The following is a 15,812-nucleotide window of genomic DNA, read 5'->3' on the forward strand; positions in this document are numbered from 1 at the left end:
AAAGGGATTGAATCTTATAGAAGAACTCATATTCTTCCTTTTGAAGAATTGATACAGCTTGCACCTGTTTCCTCAAGACACCTTTTCCAAACGCTTTTGTTTTCAGAACTGATCTGGTTGATGTTGACCAGTTTGAGTACTTATTTAATCTATTTTCTGTTTCAATATTCTATTGCTCAAACACATGATTGGATATTCTGGTTAAAGCATCTCAATGTCATGTTGACAGGTTTCTTCCTATTTATCGTCAGCAATAAGATATTTGGTGCTTACATCTATAATATTGTCGTGAAAAAAATCGGGATCATTCGTGTTCTTTTTTTCGCAAGCATCTCTTTACTTTTTTTCTTATTTGGAAGAGTCCTGATATTGAACATTATTTTCCCTTTTTATCACACCTTCCAACAACTTTTTCAGTCGATTTCATCGCTTGCAGAGGATTCGTTTTGGATTACACTTTCCAACAATTTGGTGGCTTTATATCAAAATGATCTTCAGCATATCCATCATGCTTTATTCTCAAAGGATTCTGTATTTCTACAATTTCAAGCGCTTTTCACTTCACCTGTCACATTTTTCGTGGTGATATTAGCAGCTATACTCGTCATGAAGAGTCCTGTACGCTGGATTCCAACTGGGAAAGATCATGATCAAAACTCAACACATTTTCGAGATTTATTTTATTGGTACTTTCAAGTACTTAATAAAATTCAAGGCTCGCTGTTTCAAAAGAATATGTTGATCCAAAAAGACCTCAAGGTGTTAAAAGAAAAAAGATGGCTGCTGTCTAAAGAGTTTTTTAATTATATGTTTATGTCATATGAAGCCTTCTTTTATATCGGGGTTATGACTAGTTTGATCTCCATTATTGATCATCCGGCTTTGCAGATTCAGCTGCTTTTTACATTAAATGTGATGATTTTAGCAAATCAAACGTATGAGATGAGAATGCTGACCCCTTCTATTTTTTCTTTAAGTGCTGAAAAAAAGAATATTTGGCTTTTTGAGCTTTCTCAAACATCTCTTATTCAGTTTTTCTTATCAAAAATCCAGTTATTTTATTGTTTATTTTCCATACCAGCACTCTTTCTGCTATTCATTAATCTATCAATCATGGGTGTATATCAGCTTTTTGATATTCAGATGCTCATTCAATTTGTGGCATTAGGGATTGGTTTTTTCATTTTCCCTTTGATTCAGCTTTACTTGTTTCCATTTACAACGAAATTCAATTTTATTCATGAGCATGAAATAGGGACAACCAATGAGGAAATAGAAGTTATCGATAAAGGGCAGGCTTTTGCAAGAAACTTTCTTGTATTACCTTTTATGTACTACATGATCTTGACCTCTTTTCTACCTATTTTGCAGCAATCCTCAGGTCTCATAAACTTTCTGTTTGCTTTATATTTTGTGATCGTTTCATTGATCTGCTGGGTGTTATGCCGCAAGACCATCTATAAAGGGATTGAGTATGTTGAAAAAAATAAGATATTTTCTATCGGAGAATAGACTGATTTTACGCCTCGGCTACATTTATGCTGCTATCTTTATTGCAGCAGTGCTGATTGGTAGCCTTCTTCCTTATGATCAGATTCCTTATTTAAAAAAGGATGAAGAGATGTTTTTTCTATCTATTTTCTTAAACAATTTGCAAGTTGGGATGGCGATATTAGGGATCGGAGCTTTTACAGGCGGCATCATGGCTGCTGGCATTCTTTTTTACAACGGATACATTATTGGCAAACTAGTTCAGTATTTGATTGTCAATCAAGAAGTGCAGCAGATATTCACAGGATTACTGCCTCATGCTTTCGTAGAGATTCTTGGTTTCATCCTGTTTTCAATTGTCAGCTCTTTTCCTTTTATTTATCTTTATCGATTTATAAAAGGAGAAACAATTGATTTAAAAAAGTTGACTGTGACTGTGCTTCAATTGATTTTTGCAGCAATTGTTCTCTTATTCGCAGCATCTCTTTTAGAGGAATACGTTAGCCATGTACATCTACCATAGAAGAAAGGGGAATGTGGTTCCATGGAGCTACTTCTACGACCTAAGGAATTTTTCAATCAGAATCAATCGATTAAAACCATTGTAGGCCTTGTCTTACTATCATTATTTGTTTCGACTGTCTTTTTAACATTTTTTATTATTGATTTGTTAGTAGATGAACCGTTACCTGCTGGAAAACAAGTAGCCAGCATTGTTTTTATTTTTTTGCTGACGATCCCGCTTTATTTCATTTTGAATTTTCTCAGTACTGTTCTCACTTCAATTTATATGTATTTTTTTCATAAAGCTTTTATTTTACGCAAAATGTATCTTGTCATTTTGGTTTATAATGCATTTCTTTTATTAGTGAATAGTGCAGCGATCTATTGTGTGATGGTGTTACAATTAGACCACTATTTTATCTTGATCCAAGCAATTTCCTTCTTCATCAACTTATATCTTTTGCGCATCCTTTATGATGGCATCATTTACTATGCAGAAGGGTCGAAAAAGGCTGCCCTTGCGACAGTGATCTTGTATATGCTGGTGACCACTGTGTTTGTTATTGGAGGATTCATCAATGGCTAGTCTTCAAGTGTCTCAGCTATCTTTTCGCTATGAAACAACAGAAGAAAGCTCTCTCCTTCTCGATCAAGTTTCGTTTGATCTGAAAGGAAGTGATCGAGCTTGTATCATTGGAAAGAACGGCAGCGGTAAATCGACTCTTTTAAAGATCATCGCTGGTCTGCTTCCATCTGTATCAGAAACGATTTTACTCAACAAACAGCTTCACCCCGGGACCACTCAATATAAAAGTCTGGTGGCGTACATCCCTGATAAGCCTTTAGTCTATGATGCGCTCACTGGTCTTGAGCACATGGAGCTTGTCCAGTCTTTATGGAAAATGAACAAGTCAGAAAAAGAGTTATACAAAGAGACCTTTCTATCGCTTTGTGAAGCATTTGATTTAACGCATGCCCTAAAGATGCCTGTCAAACAGTATTCATTGGGCATGAGATATAAACTTTTCTTTAATTGTATGGTGGCAAGATCTCCAGAGCTGATCATTCTTGATGAGCCTTTTACCTCTCTTGATGAGGCCTCACAGATACAATCGATTTCTTTATTAAAAAAAGAATTCTCACATCGATGTGTTTTATTTACCAGCCATCAGCGCTACCTTTATTCAGAATTAGGAAATCGTTTCTTCCAGCTGGATCAAGGACAATTAAACGAAGTGGAACGTTAGACATACAAAAGGCATCCCATAAAAGGATGCCTCTCTTCTTTTTCTCGATCACATTACCACTTACAGCGTTTCACTGGACGGCAGCAAGGGTTTTTGATATCCTTGCCGCAATCGTATTCTTCCACAATGTACTCGTTATGAGTAGATTGAGTGACAGGGTAGTAGTTTTCAATTCTTTTGATGTTTTTATTGACGTTTGTGATATGCGTTGGATGAATTTTTCTGATGGTTTGTTCATTCGTTGTCGTGTTGACAATTTGACGTGTGGGGAAAACAACCGTTTCATCTCCTCCTTGGTTTCCTCTGCGAGGACCAAAGAAAAAGTCATCTAATCGATTTCGGCTCATCTCAACACCCCTTCAAGTTGTCTTTCACTTACACTCTATCGTATGTAAGAAGCGCATTTCGTGACTAGATGCTTGTCTATTTTTAAAAAAATCCACTATTTATCTCGTTTTCTCTTTCTTTACAAAAGGGCAATTTTAACATATTATACAATATGATATATTGTGGTAGAAGAAATTGTGGCCCATAACCTTCCCACTTATCAAATACGAGGTGAACGATATGATCAATACGACACAACCAATCGAACGAAACAAGCTAGACATTGCACTTGAACTGACTCAATTGCATTTGAATCGATATGAAACGAATCATCCTGATCAGTTGAGTGAGGTTTATGCGAAATATTATGCGCTGCTTGAAGTGCTGGATTTATCTTCTTATGATCAATTGATTGATTTATTGCCCGCTGAGCTAAAACAGACGCTTGAGTAAAAAACCCCTCTATCCACATGGGATAGAGGGGTTTCTTTATACTCGTGCTGCCATATCTGTTTCGATTTGTTCTAAGCTTCTTCCTTTTGTTTCAACTAGCACAAAACGGGTGAATAATAGTCCGATTAAGCAGATGACACCAAATGAGGAGAAAATGACACCAAAGCTGAATTTGTCTACCAGGATAGGGAACACGAGTCCAACAGCTAACGATCCCGTCCAGTTAAAGGCAGATGAAATACCTGCGCCGATACCTCTGACAGAAAGCGGGAAAATTTCGCCGATGATGATCCACGTGATCGGTGCCCATGAGAAGGCGTAGCACAAGATAAAGCAGCAAAGGGAAATCAATGTCACCCAGTTTAAAATCCCTTCACTAACGCCAAGTGCACCTAATGCGGCTGGTGCAAAGAAAGAAAGAGCCATGCCCGTTCCCCCTACGGTGAGAATCGTTCGGCGGTCGAACCTGTCGACAAATTGTAAAAAGATCACGGTTGTGACGACAAAAATGACACCGACAATGACTGTAAAGCCTGCTGCGACCTGCGGCGCAAGGCCTACATTCCGAGCAATACTCGTTGCATAATACACAATGGAGTTCGCGCCTTGAATTTGCTGAAGGGTCGCCATCCCAACCCCGATGAAAAGAGCCATTCTGAATTTCTTTTGGAACAATTCACGAATACCAGAGCGTTCTTCTTTCGCGACTTCTAAAATTTCCTGCATTTCTGCTTCGATTTCTTCACGGGAAGAACGCAGTGATCCTAATACCTCCCGTGCTTTATGAGCCATTCCGTGTTTAATTAAATATCTCGGAGATTCAGGGAGCCTCAGCATACCAATATAAAGCACGATAGCAAATAAAGCGGCACTTCCCAGCATCCAGCGCCAGCTGTCTGGAATAGGTTCAAACACAAATGCAACAATATAGCTCAGCAATAGTCCGCTCACGATCATGAGCTGATTGAGCCCAGACAATTTCCCGCGAATTTTAGCAGGAGCAATTTCAGACATGTATGCCGGCACCAAAGATGAGGCTGTACCAACGGCTGTTCCTAAAAAGATACGTGCAATGGTTAATGAAATCTCTTCTGGTGCAATAGCTGATCCGATCGCTCCGACAAAAAAGATAACGGATGAGACCAAAATAAGCTTTCTGCGGCCAAATTTATCCCCTAAGAGACCGCTTAAAATGGAGCCAATGATGGCCCCGCCCATTAATGAAGAGACAACGATTCCAAGCCATAATGGGCTGAGCTGAAATTCTTGCTGAATATGTCCCTCTGCCCCTGCAATAATCCCAATATCATATCCGAATAAGATGCCTGCAAAGGACCCGAAAAAGAAGATAAATTTGCTTGACACTTTTTTCTCCAAGTGGATGACCCCCTCACTTAATTAACCGCTTTCATTTCTCCCGGTGCTTCTACTGTAAACAGTAGAAGACGTTTCACCCTTCTATAAAACCACATATTCTGCATGAACAAGCTTTGTAAAATGAACAATTTGATCAACCGTTAAATTGAGGGATACGACTGTATGATGACCCCCGCCTTGCTTAATCCATGCTTTGACTCCGTCCTGAAAATTCGGCTTGATTTTCCAGAGCACACGTGCAACCGGTAAATGAGGTGCTGCTTCCTCCGGCTCAAAGGCTTCGACTTCTTGTATGAGCCATTTGAAATGGGTTCCAAAGTCAGCAATGGAAACAACAACACCTTCGCCTGCTTTTCCATCAAACACAAGACGCGCTGGATCTTCCCTGTTTCCGATACCAAGTGGAGATACGACAATCACTGGTTTCGTATGGGCGAGCGCTGGATCTACTTCTAACATATGAGATTGCAGCACCGCTTCCTGTCCAGAGGTCATTTCATACGTGTAGTCCTCCATAAAACCAGTGGATTGATGATGACTCATCACCTTTAATAATCGGTCCAGTGCAGCAGTTTTCCAATCGCCTTCCCCAGCAAAGCCATATCCCTTTGCCATCAGCCGCTGTACCGCAAGTCCTGGCAGCTGTTTCATTCCATGTAAATCTTCAAAGTTTGTCGTAAAGGCATTGTAGCCGCCTTCATCTAAGAAGCGTTTGATGGCAATTTCATAACGCGCTTGCACCTTGACACTTTTTTCCCATTCTTCAACTGAATACGTTCCATAATCCACATCATATTGCGTTAAATACTCCGCAAATAATGCATCTACCTCTGCTTCTTCTACTGCATTTACATATTCGACGAGATCGCCTATTCCAAAGTAATCAACAGTCCACCCTAATTGAATCTGGGCTTCAATTTTATCGCCTTCTGTTACAGCCACGTGGCGCATGTTGTCACCAAACCTAGCTACTTTAATCTGAAAGCTCTCATGATAAGCAGCCGCCACGTCCATCCAATCAGCGATTTGCTGCTGCACATCCGGCTTAGACCAATGACCGGCGACAATTTGATTTTGTTTATTTAAGCGCGCATTGATATAGCCATATTCTCTATCTCCATGGGCAGATTGATGAAGATTCATATAGTCCATGTCGATCGTGTCCCACGGAATCTTCTCATAATACTGTGTGACAAGATGCAAAAGAGGCTTCTGCAAGAGATCGGTTCCGCGTATCCACATTTTTGCCGGTGAAAATGTATGCATCCATGTCATCACGCCGACAACCTCATCGCGATAATTGACTTCTTTCATGAGCTTTGTGATTTGATCCGCGCTGACAGCCAGCTCCTGCAAGATCACTGGGTAAGGAAGTAAACCGCTCTCATTTAAGGCATCCGTCATCTTTTGAGCATCTGCTTTTACTTTCTGCAGTGCTTCATCTCCATATAAATGCTGCGATCCAACAATAAACCAGCATTCTTTATGTTGACTTGTTAACATAGAAATCCCTCTTTTCTTTATCTTGAAGGTTTTTGTCCGTAATACGCATGTTCTCCGTGTTTTCTTAAGTAATGTTTATCTAAAATTCGCTGCGGGAGAGGCTCCGCGTATTCGTTTAATTGCTTTGCGAACAGATTCATTTTGGCGACTTCATCTAAAATCACACTGTTTGTGACCGCACTTTTTGCATCTTTTCCCCACGTGAATGGGCCGTGACCTTGAAGCAATACACCCGGCACCGCCATCACATCTAGGTTTCTTTCCTCAAACGTTTCGATGATCAGCCGGCCCGTTTCTACCTCATAACCGCGGTTGACTTCTTCTTCTGTCAGAAATCGAGCACACGGAACAGCGCCGTAAAATGTATCGGCATGTGTTGTGCCCATTGCCTGTAAATCAAGACCTGCCTGCGCCCAAACGGTTGCCCACATGGAATGGCTATGTGATATACCGCCAATTTCCTCAAAGTGTTTGTAAAGAACAGCATGTGTTGCTGTATCTGATGAAGGACTGAATTCCCCTTCCACTACTTCACCGTCAAAGTCGACCACAACCATGTCTTTTGCTGATAATTGGTCATACGCTATACCGCTCGGCTTAATAACAAATAGACCGCTGTCACGATCACACGCACTGACATTGCCCCATGTAAATTTCACAAGTCCGTATTTCGGCAAATCTAAATTTGCTTCAAATACTTCTTCTTTTAAGCGCTCTAGCATACGGTTGTCACTCCTTTCTTTGGCATCAGATGTGCTACTGCCGCTTCTTCAATCGCAAGGCCCTCTTGATAGCGCTTTAAAAATTCGTCAAAGCCTTTGACATCAAGCGGGTCGGGTTCCATGAGCTCTTCTGATGTATGGGCAAACACTTGATGCGTGAGAAATTCAGCCAATGTTTGCTTTTGATGATGGACCATATAGGAAGCAAGGACAGCCATCCCAAACGCACCGCCTTCTCCCGCAGTGGAAACGACTGATACAGGTGTATCAAGCGCTGCGGCCACTATTTTTTGACCAACGAGCGGGGTTTTAAATAACCCCCCATGCCCTAGTAAACGATCAATCACAACCTGTTCATGTTCTTTTAAACGATCCATCCCTATTTTCATTGCACCAAAAGCAGAAAAAAGATGGGTACGCATGAAATTAGCCAGATTAAAGCGGCTTTCAGCTGATCTGACAAAAAGAGGCCTTCCTTCTGGCAATCTCGTAATATTTTCACCAGAATAATAGCCATAGCTTAAGAGTCCGCCGCCATCTCGATCTGCTTCTAACGCCTGCTGCAATAAGGCTTCGTATACCTTTTCTGACGCCACTTGCATACCCAATGCTTCAAATGCCTCTTTGAATATATTCATCCAAGCATTTAAGTCACTTGTACAGTTATTCGCATGAACCATTGCGACTGGCAGTCCGTCTGGTGTTGTGACCATATCCACTTCTGGATACACACCCTTTAGCTCCTGCTCTAGCACAATCATGGCAAAAACAGATGTCCCAACTGAAATGTTCCCTGTCCGTTTTTCTACACTGTTTGTTGCCACCATTCCCGTTCCGGCGTCACCTTCCGGGGGGCAAAATGGAATGCCTGGCTTCAAGTGTTTGCCTTGATCTAAAATGGCTGCTCCTGCTGCCGTTAACACGCCAGCCTCCTCGCCTGCTAAATAAACACGCGGCAGAAGGTGACGCAGCTTCCACGGGTAGCCTTTTTCTACGATCAAGTCTTCAAATTGATGGAGCATTACTTCATTGTAATCCTTCGTTTGTTCATCAATTGGAAACATGCCTGACGCATCACCAATGCCAATAGCCTGCTTTCCGGTTAACAGCCAGTGAATGTACCCTGATAGGGTGGTCATATATTCTAAACGGGAAAGATGTTTTTCCTCCTCTAATATCGCTTGATACAGATGGGCAATGCTCCATCTTTCTGGAATATGAAATTGGAAGACATCCGTCAGTTTTTGACTCGCCTCAATGGTTGTTGCATTCCGCCATGTTCGGAATGGAACGAGGACCTCTCCTGTATGATCACATGCCACATAGCCATGCATCATAGCTGATACTCCAATTGAGCCAATGGTTTGAATGGTCACGCCATACCTTTGCTCGACTTGCTCTTTCATCTCCCGGTACGCCACTTGAAGTCCTGTAATGATATCAATTAAGTTGTACGTCCAAATTCCTTCCTGGAGAGAACTTTCCCATTCAAATGTACCTTGAGCAATTGGCTGAAACGCTTCATCTATTAAAATGGCTTTAATTCGTGTTGAACCAAATTCAATCCCTAAAGATGTCCGTCCTTCTTTTAAGGCTTTGGTCGTCTCTTCATGATCCATTCTGCGTTCACCTCCATAATTGATAGCGGTTTCAATTTTAATTTTCTAGATTCATTGATTCTCTGTGCACATTCACAATATAATATTTGTACGTACATATGTCAATATTAAATATAGTTGTACATACACAATATGACAAAAACCTTCACTTTTCTAAAGCTGAGGCGACAGAACGGGAAAGCGCCTGTTTTTGATTCGACAACCATGTTAAAATATGTCCATACAATTTCTTCTCAATCCGAGTAGATGATCAACTGAGAAAGAAGTGAAACGATGAAAAAGAAGTACCAGATCATTATCGATGATATAAAAAGCAAAATACTCACAGGGGATTACCGGATCGGGGAACGTATTCCAACCGAATCAAGCCTGCAGGAGATGTATCAAGTGAGCAGGCATACGGTTCGAAAGGCCATCTTAGAATTGTCGAGCGAAGGGTTTTTACGAAGTGAAAAGGGCTCAGGTACATTTGTGACCAATCAATATCAAGCAAAGCCTGCTGGACATGCACATATGAAAACGATTGGGGTTATCACGACATACATATCCGATTACATTTTCCCTTCTATTATTCGAGGCATTGAAAGCCGATTAAACGAAGAGAACTATTCTTTGTTACTGGCAAGTACGAATAATGATGTGGAACAGGAGAAGAAAGCGCTAGAAATGATGCTGTCCTTTGGTGTGGACGGACTTATTGTCGAGCCGACGAAAAGCAATTTATATAATCCGAACATCTCGTACTACCTATCTTTTAAAGAACAGGATGTACCGCTCATTATGATTAATGCCTATTATGAACAGTTAGAGGTTCCTTTTCTCTGTTTAGATGATGTGAAATCCAGTTATTTAGCCACAAAAGAGCTGATCACCTCTGGACATCAGCAAATCGGCCTGATCTCAAAAACAGATGACTTACAGGGAAAGTACCGAATGAAGGGATATATTCAAGCGCTCGGTGAAGCCAAGCTTAACTTCCTGCCTGAGCACGTCCTCTTTTTCGATACAGAATCGAAGCAGCATTTGGGAGATGATATCAAAACTTTCTTATTAGAGCATCAGCATGAGCTGACTGCCCTTGTTTGCTATAACGACGAGGTTGGATTAGAAGTTGCCAATGTATGCAGTGACATCGGGCTGTCCATTCCAGAGGATCTCTCCATTATTGGACAGGATAATTCGTATATTGCCCAGAAAAATGCCCATGTGAAGCTGACAACATTGACCCACCCTCAGGAGCAAATGGGCCGGGATGCGGCAGACTGGATGATTAAAAAAGTTCAAGGAAAAAAGAATCTCCCTCATCAAACCTTTTACAAACCTGAATTGGTTCCAGGTGAAACGATCAAACAAATGAATGCAAGAAAAAAATGAGCCCTTTTTGGAGAAGGCTCATTTTTTATATGATTAGATCTCTTCTTTAGGGACAGGCACTGCGCATACGCCATCTGCACATGCTGCTTCAAATGCATTGGCAGCCGCTTTCTCAGCTTGAGCTGCTTCTTCTGTCCATGCCGCTTCAAGTGCACGAAGGAAGGTATCGGCTGGCTGTGCACCTGCCACTGAATATTTGCCATTCAATAAGAAAAAAGGAACAGCAGAAATGCCAAGCTGTCTCGCCTCTTTTTCGTCTTTTCGTACATGATCTGCAAAATCTTCGCCGCTTAAAACTTGCTGTACTTCCTTCAGATCAAGACCTGCTTTTTCTGCAATTTCTAAAAGGGTTTGACGATCACCAACATGCTTTCCATCTGTAAAATACGCTTGAAACAGCTCTCCCATGACGAAATCGCCTTTCCCCATTTGACCAGCATATTGCGCCAATCGATGGGCATCAAAGGTGTTTGTCAACACGAGTGGATCAAATTGAAAATCGATTCCTTTCTCTTTGCCGGCCTGCTTCACCTGCTCATTCATCGCCATGGCCTGGCTGCGGCTCATCCCATATTTTTTGACGAGCATATCATGGACATGATAATCGACATCAACGGGTGCATGTGGATCAAGCTCAAAGCTTTTAAACTCGATTTCTACCTGTTCCTTTTGAGGGAATTGTTCAAGCGCTGTTTCTAGTTGTTTTTTTCCTATATAACAAAAAGGACAGGCGATATCTGACCAGATTTGTACTTTCATCTTCATCTTCCTTCCGAGCTTACGCTTTTTCTTTAACGATGTAACAATTATAGTTACATCAAATAGATGATGTCAAGATTCTGCTCTTGATTTAGATAAAAAAAGCCTCTCCTTCTAAGAAAGGAAAGGCTTTGAAAATATCTATTCTAAATTTGCATGGTGACCGTACATTGTATGTGTGTCGAGCTCTTTTATTTCCATTAAACGTAAAATGACCGCATCGTATGTCAGAAGAAGCGATTGCTCAAATAGCGAGCCCATTGGCTGAATGGTATGATGGCTTCCTTCCTTTTGATCCTTCGGCGCACCTGACAGTAAAATGACTTCATCCGATAGATCAGCTAGAGGTGAGTCAACTGAAAGCGTGAATGCTGCCACTTTTCCACCAATTGCTTTTGCCTTTTTTGCAAGGATTAGCAAGGTCTCTGTTCGACCAGAGCCGCTCCCCACAATCAAGAGATCTTCTTCTGTAAAGGAAGGAGTATTGGTCTCTCCGATCACATAAGCCTTGACGCCAATATGTGTGAGTCTCATGGCAAATGATTTTCCCATCAAACCAGATCTGCCAGCACCTGCCACAAAGACCTTTCGTGCAGCTAAAATGCTTGAGACAAGCCGCTCCGCTTGTTCGTCTTGAATAGCGGGGGAATGCTCAGAAAGCTCATTCAAAATGGCTTTCACATAGTCACTGGTCTTCATGATTGTGCGATCAGCTGCTTCATTTGTGCAGCCACTTCTGCTTTATTGTCCTGGCTTGCGATACCGCCGCCGACAATGATCAAATCAGGATTTAATTTCACGACTTCAGGTAACGTATCAAGCTTAATCCCGCCTGCAATGGCTGTTTTCGCTTGTTTGACAACTTGTTTAATGGTCATAAGATCAGCAAATGAGTTTTGACCAACCGCTTGCAGATCATAGCCTGTGTGCACACAAATATAATCGACACCAAGCTCATCCAGCTCTTTTGCCCGGCCCGCGATATCTTTGATGCCAATCATATCAACTAAAATTTGTTTCCCTCTTGCTTTCGCTTCCTTCACCGCTCCTTGAATGGACATATCTTCTGCTGCTGCAAGAATGGTGACGATATCCGCTCCAGCTTCAGATGCCTGCTGCACTTCATAGCCGGCAGCATCCATAATTTTCAGATCGGCGAGTACACGTAAGTTTGGAAATGCCTGTTTGACTTCTTTGACGGCACGCAAGCCTTCGTTGATCACAACAGGTGTTCCAATTTCGACTACATCGATCGATCCTTCTACTTCTTTAATCAGCTCAATCGCTTCTGGTATATTTACTAAATCTAATGCTAATTGTAATTTCATCAATGTTCACTCCCGTTTTTTCATCTCATCTTCAAGAGCTCTGCGAATGATGCTTCTTGAACGATGAAATGAGTATAACAACAGGATGGCAGCAATCCAAGTACGCACTTTTTTTTTACATACTATACTTTTTCGCATATGGTCACAAAAAAGATACTGTCTTTCGACCAGTATCTTTTGCAGTATTACTATTTATCATCCTTTAAAAAATTGCTGTCGAGATATTGTTTTCCCCAATCATACATCGCCTCTAAAATCGGCATTAAGCTTTCTCCTAGTTCTGTGAGGGAATATTCAACTTTTGGCGGAACGACAGGATAAACCTCCCGATGCACAATGTGGTCTTCCTCTAATTCTCTTAGCTGATTGACAAGCATTCTTTGCGTAATTCCAGGCATTAACGACTTTAACTCACCAAACCGTTTTGTCCCTTCTCTGCCAAGGTGCCATAAAATCAGCATTTTCCACTTACCGCCGATAATATTCAGCGTCAGCTCTTTTTCGCAGTTGAACACTTTATTTTCCATACGTGATGACAACGACATACACTCCTTTTATTACAAACCATTTACCCTATATCATATACTGCGGCAAAATGGATTGCCTAGCATATGGTCTTCGTTATTGATTTTGTTTTTTGACAAAAGCCATCACAGCCTCTGTCATTTTTTGTGCTTCTTTTGGCGCTCTGTCTGATCCAAACCATTTATTCAAGTCACTGTGGCTCAGCGAATGGACCCGAAAGACAAACTTAGAACCTTTATCATGATTCAGTTTTTCTGCAAATCTGTACACCTCAGGGTTTTCCCAGCCTGTAACCAAATAGACAGGAGGTGCATTCTTTTGATTCATATAAGTGACAGGTGATGCCTTTGTCCAATTCTCCTCTTGTTTGCCAAAGACTTTTTTGTACGATGGAATGGCTTGTATAAATTGATTGAGGTTTAACGGCCCGTCTAGAACAACAATGGAATTGATCGTGTTTGGCGACAGCCCCACACGTTTTAAGTAGGTCGAATCTGTGGCAACCAGCGCCGTCAAATGACCGCCCGCTGAGTGACCCATGACATTGATTTTTGATGAATCGATTTGATATTCATCCGCATGATCCTTCACCCATTTAATGGCGTTTGCCGTATCATCTGCCATCTGCTCGTAGTTGGCATCAGGATGAAGCCTGTAATTCATTGAAACAAACACATACCCTTGACCGGTAAAATAATCAGCCTTTGAAGCGACTCTATTCTTATCGCCGCCTGTCCAGCCGCCGCCATGGAGATAGATCATGACTGGATGCTTCTTCTTTTTGTCTTCTTTGCCCTTCGGCATGTACATATCGAGTGTTTGCTGTTTGTTTTGTGTGTCTGCATAATGGATGTTCGTCGTCGGCTTAGGCTGGTTGAAGCGGAACACAAAGAATGCGCATACCAATAAGCCAGCGATGACTGCTGCAAATAAAAGCCACTTCATCATTCGATTCAATGTCATTGCACCTTTCTATGTTGGGATGGGGAAGCATGATTCGCACATATGTAGAGAGACTAGCCCGATTCATTTGAAACGACTTGTATGACTTGAACCGTTTCACAATAAAAAGAAAAATACTGTTCTTCATAATCTTAGACAAAGTAATTCAAACATTCCCAGCCTCTATCCAAAAGTTGAATGTTCAAAAAAAGAGAGGAATCGTTTGTTAACTCCAAATCTTTGATTTGAACAGAAGAGACGTTGGTAAATTTCAGATGAATGTCTGCTTTATGGGTTGCAGATTCGTATGGGATGTGTAGATGAATACAGTTGATCAAGTCGTAATGTTCATTATACTCTTTAAAATAGTGAAATTCATTGATTTGCTTTAGATGGTTGATATTGAAATCACGGATTTGTTTCTGGACTTTTTCATCTAAAAACCATGTCATCGTTTGTCCTCCAAGAGGTTATTATATAAGTGCAATGATTTGTTTTCTTGTTTCTTCATGGTATTGAACATAGGAATGCAATAAAGGATACGATTCAAGGATCTGTTGATACGTTTTGATTTGGGGATATTGCTCTTCAAATGACTGACGCAGCACGTTTAACTGTTTTTTCGGTATTCGTTTATGATCGACCACATAACTTAAGCTGCCTGCAACAAGTGAAAAAAACATATAAAAATCATCTGAGTACATACCAGTTTCTTCTTCAAAAGAGATGATATCATCTGGATAAGATGAATCTAATAAGTATTGATAACGTTGTTTTACATCATCGAATAAACATTGTTTATCACGGCTGATTTTCATGGATTTCTCCCCAACCTCTCATTGTTTTTAATTCTTATTTAGACGCTAATAAGATCTTCCTATACACTGCAAACAAATTCTTGTGAATCGAAACATACGTTTTTCGATTCTATTGCGAGTAACATCCCATTGATGTTAAATAGAAAATTTGCATTTGAATCAAATTCTTCAAGTAGTTCATTGTTCAAGTTCCCTGTATCATAAAGATGAAAGACAGATTTAAAATTTTCTATTTTACCCCTTCTGTTATTAATTCTTCAAATCTAGAATTACCTTACCACATTTATAAATCGTATTTCATGATGAGTGACATTTTGTAATTTTGATTATTTTATTTTCAATTATTCTCTTGAATTACTTTTTACTTATATTTGTAGAATAATTTTTAATTCTTGGACTTCTTTTGTATTACCTCTATAACAATATACTTACTTTAACTTTCGTAAAAGTTTATAAGGTTCCATAAAACTATATACCCTTTTGGCATATCTTCTCATGTTTAAAATTTGGGCAACAAATAAATAACAAAAAATGCGCCTTTTAGTGAATAAAATACTAAAAGGCACATTTCTACTAAAGCTATTTATATTTTCTTATCCATTCTTCCAAATCCTCTTCTGTGTGGAAATAGGAATTGGGAGCATCTTTCAAATCAATTCCACTTAGAAGAATCAGCATATCCCAAACTTTTTCATCATCGACTTCAGGATCATCTGCACTAACATAAATCTCAGCCCAATCAGAAACTTCTTCTCTCGTCATAGTCCCATTTAAGACTTTTTGTATTTTATTTATACAGTCTATCATTTCTGGTTCGACCATA

At 40.4% G+C, this 15,812-nt stretch carries 20 protein-coding genes; 6 read left to right on the forward strand and 14 right to left on the reverse strand.

Translation table 11 applies throughout. The features are described from left to right. Nucleotides 1-369: 369 nt before the first annotated feature. Genes C6344_RS18985 through C6344_RS07700 form a run of 4 tightly spaced genes read left to right on the forward strand, consistent with a single transcriptional unit; the run spans nt 370 to nt 3,242 of the window. A complete protein-coding gene (locus C6344_RS18985; protein ID WP_223249892.1) occupies nt 370-1,512 on the forward strand; it encodes a hypothetical protein in 1,143 nt (380 codons plus the stop codon). Further along, nucleotides 1,475-2,014 (forward strand): stage II sporulation protein M, encoded by a 540-nt coding sequence (locus tag C6344_RS07690; RefSeq protein WP_223249893.1) that lies wholly within the window; start codon nt 1,475-1,477, stop codon nt 2,012-2,014. The genes C6344_RS18985 and C6344_RS07690 overlap by 38 nt, the downstream gene beginning before the upstream one ends. 21 nt (nt 2,015-2,035) lie before the next feature. Beyond that, nucleotides 2,036-2,581, forward strand: a complete 546-nt coding sequence (locus tag C6344_RS07695) for a hypothetical protein (RefSeq protein ID WP_066030632.1) — start codon at nt 2,036-2,038, stop codon at nt 2,579-2,581. Further along, on the forward strand, nt 2,574-3,242 hold the full coding sequence (locus C6344_RS07700; protein WP_034661409.1) for an ATP-binding cassette domain-containing protein: 669 nt from the start codon (nt 2,574-2,576) through the stop codon (nt 3,240-3,242). The genes C6344_RS07695 and C6344_RS07700 overlap by 8 nt, the downstream gene beginning before the upstream one ends. A gap of 53 nt (nt 3,243-3,295) precedes the next feature. Here C6344_RS07700 and C6344_RS07705 read toward each other — a convergent pair whose 3' ends face one another. Continuing rightward, entirely contained in the window at nt 3,296-3,589 is a 294-nt protein-coding gene (locus C6344_RS07705) for a CotD family spore coat protein (RefSeq protein WP_106072846.1), read from the reverse strand. A 220-nt stretch (nt 3,590-3,809) separates the two neighbouring features. On the opposite strand from C6344_RS07705, the gene C6344_RS07710 reads away from it, so the two are divergent. Next, nucleotides 3,810-4,022 (forward strand): hypothetical protein, encoded by a 213-nt coding sequence (locus C6344_RS07710; protein ID WP_060596628.1) that lies wholly within the window; start codon nt 3,810-3,812, stop codon nt 4,020-4,022. Between the two features lie 36 nt (nt 4,023-4,058). Here the strand turns inward: C6344_RS07710 and C6344_RS07715 are convergent, their stop codons facing one another. From C6344_RS07715 to C6344_RS07730, 4 genes are all read right to left on the reverse strand, one after another. Next, nucleotides 4,059-5,399: a sugar porter family MFS transporter gene (locus tag C6344_RS07715; protein WP_106072847.1), complete on the reverse strand. Its 1,341-nt coding sequence runs from the start codon at nt 5,397-5,399 to the stop codon at nt 4,059-4,061. Between the two features lie 81 nt (nt 5,400-5,480). Beyond that, entirely contained in the window at nt 5,481-6,902 is a 1,422-nt protein-coding gene (gene araA, locus C6344_RS07720; RefSeq protein ID WP_034661420.1) for an L-arabinose isomerase, read from the reverse strand. A gap of 17 nt (nt 6,903-6,919) precedes the next feature. Continuing rightward, a complete protein-coding gene (locus tag C6344_RS07725; RefSeq protein ID WP_034661424.1) occupies nt 6,920-7,624 on the reverse strand; it encodes an L-ribulose-5-phosphate 4-epimerase in 705 nt (234 codons plus the stop codon). Further along, nucleotides 7,618-9,243 (reverse strand): xylulokinase, encoded by a 1,626-nt coding sequence (locus tag C6344_RS07730; RefSeq protein ID WP_106039712.1) that lies wholly within the window; start codon nt 9,241-9,243, stop codon nt 7,618-7,620. The genes C6344_RS07725 and C6344_RS07730 overlap by 7 nt, the downstream gene beginning before the upstream one ends. A 273-nt stretch (nt 9,244-9,516) precedes the next feature. On the opposite strand from C6344_RS07730, the gene C6344_RS07735 reads away from it, so the two are divergent. After that, nucleotides 9,517-10,617 carry a GntR family transcriptional regulator gene (locus C6344_RS07735; RefSeq protein ID WP_106072848.1) on the forward strand — a complete coding sequence of 367 codons (1,101 nt, stop codon included), beginning with the start codon at nt 9,517-9,519 and terminating at the stop codon, nt 10,615-10,617. Nucleotides 10,618-10,650: 33 nt separating this feature from the next. Here C6344_RS07735 and C6344_RS07740 read toward each other — a convergent pair whose 3' ends face one another. The 9 genes from C6344_RS07740 to C6344_RS07775 form a co-directional block, all read right to left on the reverse strand. Continuing rightward, nucleotides 10,651-11,376, reverse strand: coding sequence for a DsbA family oxidoreductase (locus tag C6344_RS07740; RefSeq protein WP_106072849.1), 726 nt, complete (start codon nt 11,374-11,376; stop codon nt 10,651-10,653). A gap of 141 nt (nt 11,377-11,517) precedes the next feature. After that, on the reverse strand, nt 11,518-12,075 hold the full coding sequence (gene hxlB, locus C6344_RS07745) for a 6-phospho-3-hexuloisomerase (protein ID WP_095285481.1): 558 nt from the start codon (nt 12,073-12,075) through the stop codon (nt 11,518-11,520). Continuing rightward, nucleotides 12,072-12,704 carry a 3-hexulose-6-phosphate synthase gene (hxlA, locus tag C6344_RS07750; protein WP_003216301.1) on the reverse strand — a complete coding sequence of 211 codons (633 nt, stop codon included), beginning with the start codon at nt 12,702-12,704 and terminating at the stop codon, nt 12,072-12,074. The genes hxlB and hxlA overlap by 4 nt, the downstream gene beginning before the upstream one ends. A 188-nt stretch (nt 12,705-12,892) precedes the next feature. Then, nucleotides 12,893-13,249 (reverse strand): transcriptional activator HxlR, encoded by a 357-nt coding sequence (gene hxlR / locus C6344_RS07755; protein ID WP_012010675.1) that lies wholly within the window; start codon nt 13,247-13,249, stop codon nt 12,893-12,895. Nucleotides 13,250-13,325: 76 nt separating this feature from the next. Then, nucleotides 13,326-14,192, reverse strand: a complete 867-nt coding sequence (locus tag C6344_RS07760) for an alpha/beta hydrolase (RefSeq protein WP_066030625.1) — start codon at nt 14,190-14,192, stop codon at nt 13,326-13,328. A gap of 131 nt (nt 14,193-14,323) precedes the next feature. Further along, nucleotides 14,324-14,623 (reverse strand): hypothetical protein, encoded by a 300-nt coding sequence (locus C6344_RS07765; protein ID WP_223250479.1) that lies wholly within the window; start codon nt 14,621-14,623, stop codon nt 14,324-14,326. Between the two features lie 21 nt (nt 14,624-14,644). Next, entirely contained in the window at nt 14,645-14,989 is a 345-nt protein-coding gene (locus tag C6344_RS07770; protein ID WP_060596619.1) for a YxiJ family protein, read from the reverse strand. 59 nt (nt 14,990-15,048) lie between these two features. Continuing rightward, nucleotides 15,049-15,177: a YxiG family protein gene (locus tag C6344_RS19295; RefSeq protein WP_423190654.1), complete on the reverse strand. Its 129-nt coding sequence runs from the start codon at nt 15,175-15,177 to the stop codon at nt 15,049-15,051. A 391-nt stretch (nt 15,178-15,568) separates the two neighbouring features. Next, on the reverse strand, nt 15,569-15,811 hold the full coding sequence (locus C6344_RS07775; protein WP_050943707.1) for a DNA-binding protein: 243 nt from the start codon (nt 15,809-15,811) through the stop codon (nt 15,569-15,571). Between the last annotated feature and the right edge of the window lies 1 nt (nt 15,812).

Origin of the sequence: Bacillus sp. GBSW19 (assembly GCF_002998655.1) — a bacterium.
Taxonomy (GTDB): domain Bacteria; phylum Bacillota; class Bacilli; order Bacillales; family Bacillaceae; genus Bacillus.